Annotated in this window: 15 protein-coding genes; 12 read left to right on the top strand and 3 right to left on the bottom strand. The window is 39.9% G+C overall.

Going from position 1 to position 14,331, the window contains the following annotated elements:
- From GOM46_RS01960 to GOM46_RS01950, 3 genes are all read left to right on the top strand, one after another.
- Nucleotides 1–1,440 carry a TrkH family potassium uptake protein gene (locus GOM46_RS01960; protein WP_006150084.1) on the top strand — a complete coding sequence of 480 codons (1,440 nt, stop codon included), beginning with the start codon at nt 1–3 and terminating at the stop codon, nt 1,438–1,440.
- Between the two features lie 163 nt (nt 1,441–1,603).
- Entirely contained in the window at nt 1,604–2,230 is a 627-nt protein-coding gene (locus GOM46_RS01955; RefSeq protein ID WP_006150151.1) for a hypothetical protein, read from the top strand.
- A gap of 60 nt (nt 2,231–2,290) precedes the next feature.
- Nucleotides 2,291–2,995, top strand: a complete 705-nt coding sequence (locus GOM46_RS01950; RefSeq protein WP_235083822.1) for a CPBP family intramembrane glutamic endopeptidase — start codon at nt 2,291–2,293, stop codon at nt 2,993–2,995.
- Between the two features lie 268 nt (nt 2,996–3,263).
- Here the strand turns inward: GOM46_RS01950 and GOM46_RS01945 are convergent, their stop codons facing one another.
- The 3 genes from GOM46_RS01945 to GOM46_RS01935 all read right to left on the bottom strand — a co-directional run bounded on the left by GOM46_RS01945 (nt 3,264) and on the right by GOM46_RS01935 (nt 6,439).
- Nucleotides 3,264–4,808, bottom strand: coding sequence for a peptide chain release factor 3 (locus GOM46_RS01945; RefSeq protein ID WP_235083820.1), 1,545 nt, complete (start codon nt 4,806–4,808; stop codon nt 3,264–3,266).
- Between the two features lie 229 nt (nt 4,809–5,037).
- Entirely contained in the window at nt 5,038–5,730 is a 693-nt protein-coding gene (locus GOM46_RS01940) for a TIGR02206 family membrane protein (RefSeq protein WP_235083819.1), read from the bottom strand.
- A gap of 34 nt (nt 5,731–5,764) precedes the next feature.
- The gene (locus GOM46_RS01935; protein WP_235083818.1) at nt 5,765–6,439 is read right to left on the bottom strand and encodes a TIGR02206 family membrane protein; all 675 of its coding nucleotides are present in this window, start codon (nt 6,437–6,439) and stop codon (nt 5,765–5,767) included.
- Nucleotides 6,440–6,651: 212 nt separating this feature from the next.
- On the opposite strand from GOM46_RS01935, the gene gatC reads away from it, so the two are divergent.
- The 9 genes from gatC to nusB all read left to right on the top strand — a co-directional run bounded on the left by gatC (nt 6,652) and on the right by nusB (nt 14,214).
- On the top strand, nt 6,652–6,954 hold the full coding sequence (gatC, locus tag GOM46_RS01930; protein WP_006150200.1) for an Asp-tRNA(Asn)/Glu-tRNA(Gln) amidotransferase subunit GatC: 303 nt from the start codon (nt 6,652–6,654) through the stop codon (nt 6,952–6,954).
- Nucleotides 6,954–8,420 (top strand): Asp-tRNA(Asn)/Glu-tRNA(Gln) amidotransferase subunit GatA, encoded by a 1,467-nt coding sequence (gene gatA, locus GOM46_RS01925; protein ID WP_235083817.1) that lies wholly within the window; start codon nt 6,954–6,956, stop codon nt 8,418–8,420. Before gatC ends, gatA begins: the two co-directional genes overlap by 1 nt.
- Nucleotides 8,420–9,865 carry an Asp-tRNA(Asn)/Glu-tRNA(Gln) amidotransferase subunit GatB gene (gatB, locus tag GOM46_RS01920; protein WP_235083816.1) on the top strand — a complete coding sequence of 482 codons (1,446 nt, stop codon included), beginning with the start codon at nt 8,420–8,422 and terminating at the stop codon, nt 9,863–9,865. Before gatA ends, gatB begins: the two co-directional genes overlap by 1 nt.
- A 52-nt stretch (nt 9,866–9,917) precedes the next feature.
- Entirely contained in the window at nt 9,918–10,310 is a 393-nt protein-coding gene (locus GOM46_RS01915; protein WP_006150318.1) for a hypothetical protein, read from the top strand.
- 50 nt (nt 10,311–10,360) lie between these two features.
- Nucleotides 10,361–11,356, top strand: coding sequence for a zinc-ribbon domain-containing transport protein (locus tag GOM46_RS01910; RefSeq protein WP_235083814.1), 996 nt, complete (start codon nt 10,361–10,363; stop codon nt 11,354–11,356).
- 9 nt (nt 11,357–11,365) lie between these two features.
- The gene (locus GOM46_RS01905; RefSeq protein ID WP_235083813.1) at nt 11,366–12,748 is read left to right on the top strand and encodes an SPFH domain-containing protein; all 1,383 of its coding nucleotides are present in this window, start codon (nt 11,366–11,368) and stop codon (nt 12,746–12,748) included.
- A 79-nt stretch (nt 12,749–12,827) separates the two neighbouring features.
- Nucleotides 12,828–13,388, top strand: a complete 561-nt coding sequence (gene efp, locus GOM46_RS01900; RefSeq protein WP_006150235.1) for an elongation factor P — start codon at nt 12,828–12,830, stop codon at nt 13,386–13,388.
- 21 nt (nt 13,389–13,409) lie between these two features.
- Nucleotides 13,410–13,799 carry an Asp23/Gls24 family envelope stress response protein gene (locus tag GOM46_RS01895; protein WP_006150382.1) on the top strand — a complete coding sequence of 130 codons (390 nt, stop codon included), beginning with the start codon at nt 13,410–13,412 and terminating at the stop codon, nt 13,797–13,799.
- Entirely contained in the window at nt 13,792–14,214 is a 423-nt protein-coding gene (gene nusB, locus GOM46_RS01890; RefSeq protein ID WP_006150319.1) for a transcription antitermination factor NusB, read from the top strand. The genes GOM46_RS01895 and nusB overlap by 8 nt, the downstream gene beginning before the upstream one ends.
- Nucleotides 14,215–14,331 lie beyond the last annotated feature (117 nt).

Here is a 14,331-nt window from a genome sequence, read left to right as displayed (position 1 = left end):
ATGAATAGAAGTATGGTACGCTTTCTTCTTGCAAAGCTACTCTTAATCGAGGCTGCCCTTCTCTTGGTACCAGTCAGTATCGCTCTTTACTATCGAGAATCTAGCCAAGTGTTTACAGCACTTTTCTCTACCATTGGTATTCTTGTCGTCCTGGGTCTTCTAGGCATCATTAAAAAGCCAAAAAAACAACGAATTTATGCAAAAGAAGGGGTCTTGATCGTTGCTCTATGCTGGATTCTCTGGTCTTTCTTTGGCGCCCTTCCCTTTGTCTTTTCAGGACAAATCCCCAATATGATAGATGCCTTCTTCGAAGTTAGTTCTGGTTTCACAACAACGGGTGCAACCATCCTAAATGACGTATCGGTCTTAAGCCGTTCACTTCTATTTTGGCGGAGTTTTACCCACCTCATTGGAGGGATGGGGGTGCTGGTTTTCGCCCTCGCTATTATGGACAATGCAAAAAACAGTCACTTAGAGGTTATGAAGGCTGAGGTTCCTGGACCAGTATTTGGTAAGGTTGTATCAAAATTAAAAAATACAGCCCAAATCCTCTACATCCTCTACTTAGCCATGTTCGCCCTCTTTGTAGTTATTTATTACATTGCAGGGATGCCTCTCTACGATAGTTTTGTTATCGCTATGGGAACAGCTGGAACTGGGGGATTCACTGTTTATAACGATGGTATTGCCCACTATCATAGTTCTCTCATCACTTATTTGACAAGTATTGGGGTTTTGATGTTCGGTGTCAATTTCAACCTCTACTACTATCTCATGCTTCGTCGATTTAAGGAATTCTTTTTCGATGAGGAACTTCGAGCTTATCTCTTGATTGTTGCTATATCTACCGGCTTAATCACACTCAACACACTGCACCTTTATAGTGGCGTTTCACAAAGTTTTGAGATGGCCTTCTTCCAAGTTTCTAATATCATTACCACTACTGGTTTTGGTTATGGAGACATCACGAACTGGCCTTTGTTTTCTCAATACATCTTACTAATGTTAATGGCAATTGGTGGTTCTGCTGGATCTACTGCTGGGGGTCTCAAGGTTATCCGTGGAGTCATCCTCGCTAAAATTGCAAAAAACCAATTCTTGTCTACTATATCCCCTCACCGTGTCTTAACTCTTCATGTTAATAAAACGGTCATCGACAAGGATACCCAACACAAGATTTTGAAGTATTTTGTAGTTTACATCATGATTCTACTCAGTCTGATCTTCATCGTCAGTTTAGATACTAACAATTTAATGGTTGTTACGAGTGCTGTTTTCAGTTGTTTTAACAATATCGGTCCAATTTTAGGAACGACTTCAAGTTTCTCAATATTTAGTCCATTTTCAAAACTCCTCCTATCCTTTGCAATGATTGCAGGACGTCTTGAAATTTATCCTATCATATTACTCTTTATGAAGCGAACCTGGTCTAAACGTTAGAATTTTATGATCAAATAGCACATCCTTCAAAAATCGAGGGATGTGTTTTTTGCTGGGTCTGATTAAAAAAAACAGTTGAGAGTCAAAAACTAACACTTGGGAAAAAGTTGATATTTTGTGAATCCATTTCGTTATAATGTTTAAAAAACGTAGGGGTTTATTTATGGAAAAAATTAGAAAATCAATCCAGCTTCTCTTATTGGGATCCGTAGCATATCTTGGACTCTGCAGCTGTGTATTTTGGTCTGGAATTTCTCTAACTCTAAAACAATCATACTTTTACTTGTTGCTATTCTTACTGGCATTAGCTGCTATGTGTACTTTTATCCACTATCTTTCGGGCCATGATCCTGTCAATAGTCAGCTACGAAATCGCAGCCGTTCTTTCTTTTTATTATATAGCACTATGATTGTCATTAATGTAGCGGGAGTCAGCCTTATCCTATTTGATAATCCTAACAGTGGCACTCTGCTTCAAAAAGAAGTTGTGGATTTGATGCTTATCTCTTTCTTTTTCTTACTTGGAGTAGATATTGCAACTTTTTTACCGCTCAAGAAATGGAAGAACTTACCAACTCATAATAAGACAAGAAAACTAATTAGCCTAATGATCTTTAGTTTATTTTTTCTGCATAATCCTATAACTATCCTTTCTGTCAGCTTTTATATCCTATTAGGAGTTAGCTTCCTCAGCTTTTTATTCCCCCAAAAATTAAGACACGATTTATCCTTCTACAGTCATTTAATACGAAATATCTTACTAATTGTCTCTACACTCATGTTTTGGTAGTTTATAGAATTCCTATCCAAAGTATGCTATAATGAAATAAATTTTTTAGGAGATATATGAATGAATTTTTTTAAAGATTATCGTAAAAGACTGCTTTGGTTAGGAATCTTTTTTGTAGCAATGTTCCTATCTCAAGTTCCTATTTTGACTTGGGTATTGCTACAAAGAACTCAACTAGAATCTATTTGGGCATCTTTAATAGTAGGAATTGTCTCTACTACTGTTGTTACACTCTTTTTATATGGTGCTCACAAAAGCAAACTCTTAAATCTAAAATCGAAACTCTTTAGCATTAATGATGCTCCTCGAATCGCACTCAGCTATGCAGCCATTATCGCTGTAAATATGGTTGGTGGAATTTGGCTAAGACTTCTGAATCAAACTACTACTTCAAATCAAGAAACTATTAATAGCCTCATGTCAGAAACTTCCATCATTTCAAGCTTTTTCGTAGTTGTCTTGGTAGCTCCTGTTTGCGAGGAAATTATCTGCCGTGGTATTATACCTACTAAACTCTTTGAAGGATATGAAAAAATTGGTTACGTTTTTGGTTGGCTCCTCTTTACAATGGCCCATATCCCAACAAACCCACCTTCTTTCTTAATCTATGGTTGGATGTCCGCCGTCCTAACTTGGACTGCATATCGCACCAAACGTCTAGAAATGTCTATTTTCCTACATTTAGTAATTAATGGAATGAGCATTCTCATGCTTATCCTTCTGACAATTCTTATCAAGGTTGTTGGTATAGATGCTTTTCAATAAATGGAAGTTCCACTGCTAATAAAAAGACTAGAAATCTATTTAATTTCTAGTCTTTTTTGTCTATTTAAAACCGAAATACGAATTAAGTGTGAGAGGTTTCGACACGGATTTGATGAGGTAGTCAGCTAGACCACTCCTAAATGTTACGACACGAAGAGGCGAAAACGATTATTTTTCGCCGACGAGTTAATAAGGCAGTTAGCTAAACCGCAAAATAGCGGCTAGCGTCCAACAATTAGGAACTTTAGTTCCAATTGTTGATACTGAATCACATTTTTTCTTCCAACTCCACATCTGGATACTTGTCCGCAAACCAGCGGAGGGCAAAGTCGTTTTCAAAGAGGAAGACAGGCTGGTCAAAGCGATCCTTCGCCAAGATATTTCGACTTGAAGACATGCGCTCATCTAAGTCTTCTGGTTTGATCCAGCGAACGGTCTTTTTACCCATTGGACTCATAACCACTTCTGCATTGTACTCATTTTCCATCCGGTGCTTGAAGACTTCAAACTGCAATTGACCAACGGCACCTAGCATGTATTCACCTGTTTGGTAGTTGGTATAGAGCTGAATAGCTCCTTCTTGTACTAATTGCTCGATTCCCTTGTGGAAGGATTTTTGCTTCATGACGTTCTTAGCAGATACCTTCATGAATATTTCAGGGGTAAAGGTTGGCAGTGGTTCAAATTCGAATTTGTTTTTGCCAACTGTCAAAGTATCTCCCACCTGATAAGTACCAGTATCGTAAACCCCGATGATATCTCCTGCTACGGCATTAGTTACATTCTCACGACTTTCAGCCATAAACTGAGTGACATTAGACAACTTAGCACTTTTACCAGTACGAGGGAGGTTAACACTCATACCACGCTCGAATTCACCAGAGACGATACGGACAAAGGCGATGCGGTCACGGTGACGAGGATCCATGTTGGCTTGGATTTTAAAGACAAAGCCTGAGAAATCCTTATCATAAGGATCGACAAGTTCACCGTCTGTCTTCTTGTGGCCATGTGGCTCCGGAGCAAATTTGAGGAAAGTCTCAAGGAAAGTCTGTACCCCAAAGTTAGTAAGAGCTGAACCGAAGAATACTGGAGTTAATCCACCAGCTAAAATAGCTTCTTCTGAAAATTCATTTCCAGCTTCTTGCAAGAGTTCGATGTCGTCTTTCACTTGTTCGTAGAATGGGTTGTTGGCAAAGAGTTTGTCTCCATCTTCTAGACTGGCAAAGCGTTCATCCCCTTTGTAGAGTTCCAAGCGTTGATTATAGAGGTCGTAAAGGCCCTCAAAGGCTTTCCCCATCCCGATTGGCCAGTTCATTGGATAACTTGCAATGCCCAACACTTCTTCCAATTCTTGCAAGAGGTCCAGCGGCTCTCGACCGTCACGGTCCAGCTTATTCATAAAAGTGAAGACTGGAATACCACGGTGTTTGACAACCTCAAACAATTTCTTGGTTTGGGCCTCGATACCCTTGGCTGAGTCCACAACCATGACGGCAGCGTCTACCGCCATCAAGGTACGGTAAGTATCTTCTGAGAAGTCCTCGTGCCCTGGTGTATCTAGGATATTGACCCGTTTTCCATCGTAGTCAAACTGCATGACAGATGAGGTTACCGAAATCCCACGTTGTTTCTCGATATCCATCCAGTCGGATTTAGCAAAGTTTCCTGTTTTCTTCCCTTTTACGGTACCAGCTTCTCGAATTTCTCCCCCAAAGTAGAGCAACTGCTCTGTAATCGTCGTTTTCCCCGCGTCCGGGTGGGAGATAATGGCAAAGGTACGGCGTTTTTTAATTTCTTCTTGAATACTCATAACTTCTCTTTCTTTTTCTTTTTATTTTCAAAGATTTCAATATATAATCACTCTTTGTTACATTGGACTCTTAAATTCCTTTCAACACTCCATTATATCGGATTTTAGGGAGTTTTTCAATTGCTGATATCAGAAAAAGCAGGCCTATATACTAGACTTGCTTTTAAATAATGGATGTCTCAATTTATGCTTTACAATCGAATCTGTATTTTTTTAACTTACATTGGTTTTACGAAAGAGCTGATTCTAAAGCCATTTTCTTTTGCCAGCGTTTCTTAAACAAGATATCAAAGAGCACCAAGGCTGAAGAAAGAATGATTGAAACCAAAAGATACTTGATCCAAATAGGGGCATCTGGAATAAACGGTGTAGTATTCAAGAGCCCGTAATTCCCACCCGTTACATGATTGACTCCAACTAGAAATAGATTAAGAATAAAAGTGTAGGCAATAATACGATACTTTTTAAGCAGGGTTTTATCATAGTGATTCATGAGATAAACCAAGGAATTAACCAAAAGTGCATAATGACCAATGAGAAAAGAAAAACTGGTAATATGCGGGAAGTCATAGGGGTCAAAAACAGGATAGCCCAAGGCAAATACTGCTCCACTGGCTCCCATAAGGGCAAAATACTGCTTGGTTTTCCATTTGTCAGGTAAGAAAACAACCGCAAACATGGCCAAGCGACAATGGTAAAGAGGCAGACTATTTGAAAATGGAATGCCAAAACCAATATACCAAGTATAAAGAGCTAGCAGTTGCGCTATTTGAATCCACTTAAACAATCGAACAAATTTTGAATTTTTGTAGTAAGTAAGAGAAGCATAAATAGACAAAGCAAGAAGGCCTATCATGACTCCATACCAAAAAATGGAAATGGGAGGTGGTGTTGTTTGGGTTCTTGTAATAAAATGATGCATAAAATCTCCTTAAGGCAACGAATTCAGTTGTACATTAACTTTTCTTATGTTTGTATTTAACAAGTTGATTGATGAGTATGACAACTCCTGTCATCATACTGGTCACTATGAGATAGTTAACCAAAGCGCCATGATCCCCAATCACAGGGGGTTTACTCATAAAGCCATAATTTCCTCCTGTCAAGAGGTTGGCTAGAAAGATAATGGCATTGATCCCAAAAGTCATCTGGCATATTTTCCAAGTATCCCCTTTTTCAACTTTATAATATCTAACAAGATAAATCAAGCAGTTAGCCAAGAGGGCCCAATGTCCGAAAACATTGTTCACAGACGAAACATGAGGGAAGGGAAAAGGATAAAAGACTGGATAAACCAAGGCCATGATAGAACCAAAAACTCCCACTAAGGCAAAATATTGCTTGAAAAAGGTCTTATTAGGGGCAAAAAGAATAATCCACATAGCCATGCGACTATGGTAAAAAGGGAGAGCTTCAGATAGGGGCAGGCGTGCAGCAATATACCAAGCGTTGATAATGAGCAACTGAATCAATTGTCCCCAATACCAAAATTCTCGGTAACGTTTAGAGCTTGCATAGCGAATCGATAAAAAAGCTATGATTACCAAAGAAGTAGGTAGTAAAAAGTAGAATGCTCCCAAATGAGGAGGGACTGTCTTTTTACTGGTAAAAAGTAACTCCCAAAGCTTCATGTGCCATCCTTAACGTGTTCTAGTTGGATTAATGATACATTCTTTTTACCAACTAAGTACGACTGTTGTTCTTTCTTCTAGTTTCCTCAATTATATCGAATTAAAAAGTATTTTTCAATTTCTATTTCTTTTCAGTTTGACTTGCCTTATTTATAGGAAAATATGGTAAAATAGAACAGATAAAGAATCATCATTTCACGAAAGGATAAAAGATGAAAATTACGCAAGAAGAGGTGACTCACGTTGCCAATCTTTCTAAATTAAAATTCACTGAAAATGAAACAGCTGAGTTTGCGACAACCTTGTCTAAAATTGTTGATATGGTTGAGTTGCTCAGTGAAGTTGATACAACTGGTGTTGAACCAACGACTACCATGGCTGATTGTAAGACAGTATTGCGACCGGATGTTGCTGAAAAAGGGACTGACCGTGACCGCTTGTTTAAAAATGTACCTGAAAAAGAAAACTACTATATCAAGGTACCAGCTATCCTAGATGACGGAGGAGATGCCTAATGACTTTTAACAATAAAACGATTGAAGAGTTGCACAACCTCCTTGTCTCTAAGGAAATTTCAGCAACGGAACTAACCCAAGCGACTCTTGAAGATATCAAAGCGCGTGAAAAGGCAATCAATGCCTTCGTTACGATTGCTGAAGACCAAGCCCTTGCTCAAGCTAAAGCTATTGACGAAGCTGGAATCGATGCGGACAATGTCCTTTCAGGAATTCCACTAGCTGTTAAGGATAATATCTCTACAGACGGCATTCTGACAACTGCAGCGTCAAAAATGCTTTATAACTACGAGCCAATCTTTGATGCAACAGCAGTTGCCAATGCAAAATCTAAGGGCATGATTGTTGTCGGAAAAACTAATATGGACGAGTTTGCCATGGGTGGTTCTGGTGAAACATCATACTACGGTGCAACTAAAAATGCTTGGGACCACAGCAAGGTTCCTGGTGGATCATCAAGTGGTTCAGCTGCTGCTGTAGCTTCTGGACAAGTCCGCTTGTCACTTGGGTCTGATACTGGTGGTTCTATCCGCCAACCGGCTGCCTTTAACGGGATCGTTGGTCTCAAACCAACCTACGGAACAGTTTCACGTTTTGGTCTGATTGCCTTTGGTAGCTCGCTAGACCAGATTGGTCCTTTTGCTCCAACCGTTAAGGAAAACGCCCTATTGCTCAATGCGATTGCTAGCGAAGATGCCAAAGACTCTACTTCTGCTCCTGTCCGCATTGCTGACTTTACTTCAAAAATCGGCCAAGACATCAAGGGAATGAAGATTGCCCTTCCTAAGGAATACCTTGGTGAAGGGATTGATCCAGAAGTTAAAGAAACCATCCTCAACGCAGCCAAACACTTTGAAAAACTAGGTGCAGTTGTAGAAGAAGTTAGCCTTCCACACTCTAAATACGGTGTTGCAGTTTACTACATCATTGCTTCATCTGAAGCTTCATCAAACTTGCAACGATTTGACGGTATCCGCTATGGTTTCCGTGCTGAAGATGCTAAGAACTTGGATGAGATTTACGTTAACACTCGTAGCCAAGGATTTGGTGATGAGGTCAAACGTCGTATCATGCTTGGTACTTTCAGTCTTTCATCAGGTTACTACGATGCCTACTACAAGAAAGCTGGTCAAGTTCGTACCCTTATTATCCAAGATTTCGAAAAAGTATTTGCAGATTATGACCTCATCCTTGGTCCAACAGCTCCAAGTGTGGCCTTTGACTTGGATTCGCTCAACCACGATCCAGTTGCCATGTACTTGGCGGACCTCTTGACCATTCCAGTCAACTTGGCAGGTCTCCCAGGGATTTCAATTCCTGCAGGATTTGCTCAAGGTCTACCAGTAGGTTTGCAATTGATTGGTCCAAAATACTCTGAAGAGACCATTTACCAAGCTGCTGCTGCTTTTGAAGCAACAACAGACTACCACAAACAACAACCCGTGATTTTTGGAGGTGATAACTAATGAACTTTGAAACAGTCATTGGACTTGAAGTCCACGTAGAGCTCAACACCAATTCAAAAATCTTCTCACCTACTTCTGCCCACTTTGGAAATGACCAAAATGCCAATACAAACGTGATTGACTGGTCTTTTCCTGGAGTACTACCAGTTCTCAATAAAGGCGTTGTCGATGCCGGTATCAAGGCCGCTCTTGCCCTCAACATGGACATCCACAAAAAGATGCACTTTGACCGTAAGAACTACTTCTATCCAGATAATCCTAAAGCCTATCAAATTTCTCAATTTGATGAGCCAATCGGTTACAACGGTTGGATTGAAGTAGAACTTGAGGACGGTACAACTAAGAAAATCGGTATCGAACGTGCCCACTTGGAAGAAGATGCCGGTAAGAACACTCACGGAACAGATGGTTTCTCTTATGTCGACCTCAACCGTCAAGGAGTGCCATTGATTGAGATTGTATCTGAAGCTGACATGCGTTCTCCTGAAGAAGCTTACGCTTATCTAACAGCCCTCAAGGAAGTGATCCAATATGCTGGTATTTCCGACGTTAAGATGGAAGAAGGTTCTATGCGTGTGGATGCCAACATCTCCCTTCGTCCTTATGGTCAAGAGAAATTCGGTACCAAGACTGAGTTGAAAAACCTCAACTCCTTCTCAAATGTCCGCAAGGGTCTTGAATACGAAGTGCAACGTCAGGCTGAAATTCTTCGCTCTGGTGGTCAAATTCGCCAAGAAACACGTCGTTACGATGAAGCGAACAAAGCAACCATCCTCATGCGTGTTAAAGAAGGTGCTGCAGACTACCGCTACTTCCCAGAACCAGACCTACCACTCTTTGAAATCTCAGATGAGTGGATTGAGGAAATGCGCACTGAGTTGCCAGAGTTTCCAAAAGAACGCCGTGCTCGCTACGTATCTGACCTTGGCCTATCAGACTACGATGCTAGTCAGTTGACTGCCAACAAAGTCACTTCTGACTTCTTTGAGAAAGCTGTTGCCCTTGGCGGTGACGCTAAGCAAGTCTCTAACTGGCTCCAAGGTGAAGTCGCTCAGTTCTTGAACGCTGAAGGTAAGACACTGGAACAAATCGAGTTAACTCCAGAAAACTTGGTAGAAATGATCGCTATCATCGAAGACGGCACTATTTCATCTAAGATTGCCAAGAAAGTCTTTGTCCACCTTGCTAAAAATGGTGGCAGTGCTCGTGAATACGTTGAAAAAGCCGGTTTAGTTCAAATTTCAGATCCAGATATCTTGATTCCAATCATCCATCAAGTCTTTGCTGATAACGAAGTTGCTGTTGCCGACTTCAAGTCAGGAAAACGTAACGCTGACAAGGCCTTCACAGGATTCCTCATGAAAGCGACCAAGGGCCAAGCAAATCCACAAGTTGCTCTTAAACTACTTGCCCAAGAATTGGCTAAGTTGAAAGAGAACGAGTAAATATACTTTCGTTAATAGCCTTTTCTACAAAAAAATAGAATAAGGAGAATAAATGAACAAATTTTTACGAGTACTATTTATTTTAGTTATTATCGCAATGTTGGGTGCTTCTATTCTACAAATCTTTCTCCCATCCTATATGGGAGAGCATTCTGGTTACGGTATTTCTGCAGGATGGCAAAGAGAAATTGGAATTTGGAATCTAGCTGTCTTAATTATTATTCTTGCCGTTAATATTAAGTACGATTGGTTTTACCTGAGAATTGCCCTTCTTGCCCTTATTATTGGTGGTATAGGAATAGGAACAAATCATTTGTTAAATTTTATTGAATATCATTCTCCTGTTAATGCGATTGGTGCTATCGAGAATTATTTACTCGTATTTGGTTGGATTATAGGGTGGTTTATTGAAAATAAAACAATAAAACTCCAAAACTCCTTATAGACATAAAATTTAGCAAAAACTATTTTTGTACTCACATAGTTAGGAGACATATGAAAAAGTTATATACTATTATCGCTACTTTCTTGCTTCTTCTCTTTGTGACACCTCTTCAATCAATCGATGCGGGTGTTGGACATTCTCGAAGTGGTAGTTCTAGCCGCAGCAGTTCACGAAGTAGTAGTTCTAGCCGCAGTAGTTCACGAAGTAGTAGTTCTAGTCGTTCAAGTGGTAGCTCTTCTTCTAGAAGCAGCTATCGTTCTGGCGGTAGTTACTCAAGTTCAGGTGGATCTTTAGGTACCGGGATGACTATTCTTATCATGTTTGGTGTCGGGGCTTTCCTACTCTTCATGCTCATCAAGTACCTTAACGATCAGAACACTCCATCTGAAACACCGTATAGAAGACATACTACTAGCTACGAACCAGAGCCAATTAGCCATCGTAGAGTTGAAAATAATAACCAAGCTATCGACCGACTCAGATATTACGATCCAAACTTTGATGCCTCTGCTTTCACTTCATGGGTTAAAGAAGTCTACATCCAGTTACAGGCAGCCTGGACTAAGAAAGATTGGAACTTGGTGCGTTCTCTTGAAAGCGCCAGTCTCTATTCTCAACACAGTTCTCAACTAGAAGAACATATCCAATCCCAAACAACCAATGTCTTAGAACGAGTTTGTGTTGAAAATGTTAGAATCAAAGATTTCAATAGTAATCCAGATGGAAACGATACTTTAGTTGTTATCTTATCATCTACCTTGAGAGATTATGTCATCGAAGACAAGACTCGTAAGGTTATTGAGGGAGACCCTCAAAAAGATCTATTTACAGTTTATCAAATGAACTTCATCCGTAAACATGGCAGTCAAACTGAAAGTTCTGTTCAAGATGAAGCCGTTAGCGACCGCTGTCCAAACTGTGGCGCTCCACTGAAAATATCAGCAATCAGCAAATGTGACTATTGCGGATCTGATATCACCCGTAGTCCAAACCAATGGGTTCTTGACACCTATGACGTTGTGGATGAAGACGAATTATATAATTAGGAGGAAATTATGGGATTTATTCGTATGGCCAAAGAGCAAATTAAGGGAGTTGTTGATGTTGCCAAATCTGCTGGAATTAATAGTCTTAATGACAGTAAATTTAAGGAAGCCGTTGTGCTTCCAGACCACGTATCATCAGATGCATTAGCTGTTAAGGGAACTCTTCTTACAAAAGACCCTGACGGAGTTTCTAGACAAAGTAATCAACATACAGGACTTTTAACAGATGGCTCTGTCGTAATTGTGCCACAAGGGTATGTTGCTATCCTTGTAAATAACGGTACTTTCCTTGGTGATGTTTTAGAAGCTGGTAGCCATGAATGGCGCTCTGGCGACAACGCTTGGCTTCTAGAAAAAGGCGGAATTAAGGGCACTTGGGAAAACTTCAAGCACCGCTTCTCATTCGCTGGTCAAGTCGTAACTCAACAAGAAATCATCTTTGTCCGTATCCAACCGATTGCGGGTAATAAATTTGGTACCCAAAACGCTGTAGAATACTTCAGTGAACGTTACCAACAATTGCTCAACATCCGTTTCTATGGTTTGTTTGATATCAAGATTTCTGATCCAGTCCTTTTCTACGTTAGCTCGATCAGTCAACAAATTGAAGAACATAAACCATTTACACTCCAAGATATTGCTCAAGGAACTCTTCGACAAAATATCTCTCCTAAAATTGCTATCGCAATTTCCAAATTTACTAATGAGTACCGAGTTGATATCTATAGCCTAAATGCTAATCAAGATACTTTTAATGAAATCGCTAAACAAGAAGTTAACAAGGTATGGACTGGTCTTTACGGTATTGAAGCAACCAATATCCTTCTTGAAGACTTGAGTTACGACCAAGAAAGCTTGGAACTTGTTCGTAAACTTGACAGCGAACTCGTTGCTATGAAATACAATACCATCGAAATTGAAGAACGTCGTGCTCGTAACGAAGCTCTCATTGCGGCAGCCAATAACGAAGGTAATGGCAATGGTATGAACATGTTTATGGGTATGAATCTCGGTCAAACTCTCGGTGGCCAACTCACCCAACAAGCTCAACCTGTTAGCCCAAATCAAACCGTTCCCCCAGTACAACCAGCTGATCCAAACCAAGCATTTACTCCGGTCCAAACTGCAAGTCCTGAGCAAGTTGCTAACCCAGTTGAGACTGTTAGCCCTGAACAACCCGCTAACTCAGTAGAATCTACTAATCCAGAAGTAACAACTCCTGTACAAGAATCTACAACTCAAGAAGTGACTACTCCTGCAGAAGAAACCACTAAACCTGAACAATCAACCAATTCAGAACAAACTGCAAATAAAAACTTTTACATCGAAGTAGATGGTAAATATGTCTTGGTAACCAGAAATGAAAATGGGGATATTGTACCCGTCAACTAGGTCATCTTCTCTGATATTTGAGAATTCTAGGCTATTATGATACAATAAAGAGTAAACTATTTATAAAAGAGGTATAAACATGATTGAAGCAAGTAAATTAAAGGCTGGTATGACCTTTGAAACAGCTGACGGAAAATTGATCCGCGTTTTGGAAGCTAGCCACCACAAACCAGGTAAAGGAAACACTATCATGCGTATGAAATTGCGTGATGTCCGTACTGGTTCAACATTTGAAACTAGCTACCGCCCAGAGGAAAAATTTGAACAAGCGATTATCGAAACTGTACCAGCACAATACTTGTACAAAATGGATGAAACAGCTTACTTCATGAACACTGAAACTTACGACCAATACGAAATTCCTGTTGTAAATGTTGAAAACGAATTGCTTTACATCCTTGAAAATTCTGAAGTTAAAATTCAATTTTACGGAACTGAAGTCATCGGTGTAACAGTACCTACAACTGTTGAATTGACAGTTGCTGAAACACAACCATCTATTAAAGGTGCTACTGTTACAGGTTCTGGTAAACCAGCTACAATGGAAACTGGACTTGTCGTTAACGTTCCAGACTTCATCGAAGCAGGACAAAAACTCGTTATCAACACTGCAGAAGGAACTTACGTTTCTCGTGCCTAATCTCTAGAAAGAGGTCATTCTATGGGAATTGAAGAACAATTAGGCGAAATCGTTATCGCCCCACGTGTACTTGAAAAAATCATTGCAATCGCTACAGCTAAAGTTGATGGTGTCCACTCTTTTTCAAACAAATCAGTATCTGACACCCTTTCAAAACTTTCACTCGGCCGTGGTGTCTATCTAAAAGAATCTGAAGAAGAGCTAACAGCTGATATCTATCTCTATCTTGAGTATGGTGTCAAGGTTCCTAAGGTTGCAATGGCTATTCAAAAAGCTGTAAAAGATGCCGTTCGTAATATGGCTGATGTTGAACTCAATGCTGTGAATATTCACGTTGCTGGTATTGCACCAGATAAGACACCAAAACCAGCATTAAAAGATTTGTTTGATGAGGACTTCCTCAATGACTAGTCCATTATTAGAATCTAGACGCGAACTACGAAAATGTGCCTTCCAAGCACTGATGAGTCTTGAATATGGTTCTGATATTGAAACAGCTTGTCGCTTCGCTTATACTCATGATCGAGAAGACGACGAGGTAAAACTCCCTAGTTTCCTAATCGATCTTGTATCTGGTGTTCAAGCTCAAAAAGAGGAACTAGATAAACAAATCACTCAGCATTTAAAGGCTGGTTGGACGATTGACCGTCTAACCTTAGTAGAAAAGAATCTATTGCGTTTAGGAGTTTTCGAAATCACTTCATTTGATACTCCTCAACTCGTAGCTGTGAATGAAGCTATTGAACTTGCAAAAAGCTTTTCAGATCAAAAATCAGCCCGTTTCATCAACGGACTGCTCAGCCAGTTTGTAACTGAAGAAAACTAACTATAGAAAAAGTGTTTGACTATTATCAAACACTTTTTTACTACACTTCCATCGAAACTTGGAGTCCAGGTTAACAAAAAAGCTAGAACTAAATATAAGTCTAGCTTTTTTTGTATT

This window comes from Streptococcus infantis (assembly GCF_021497965.1).
GTDB classification, from domain to species: domain Bacteria; phylum Bacillota; class Bacilli; order Lactobacillales; family Streptococcaceae; genus Streptococcus; species Streptococcus infantis_B.
This window is presented reverse-complemented; position numbering and strand designations above follow the sequence as displayed.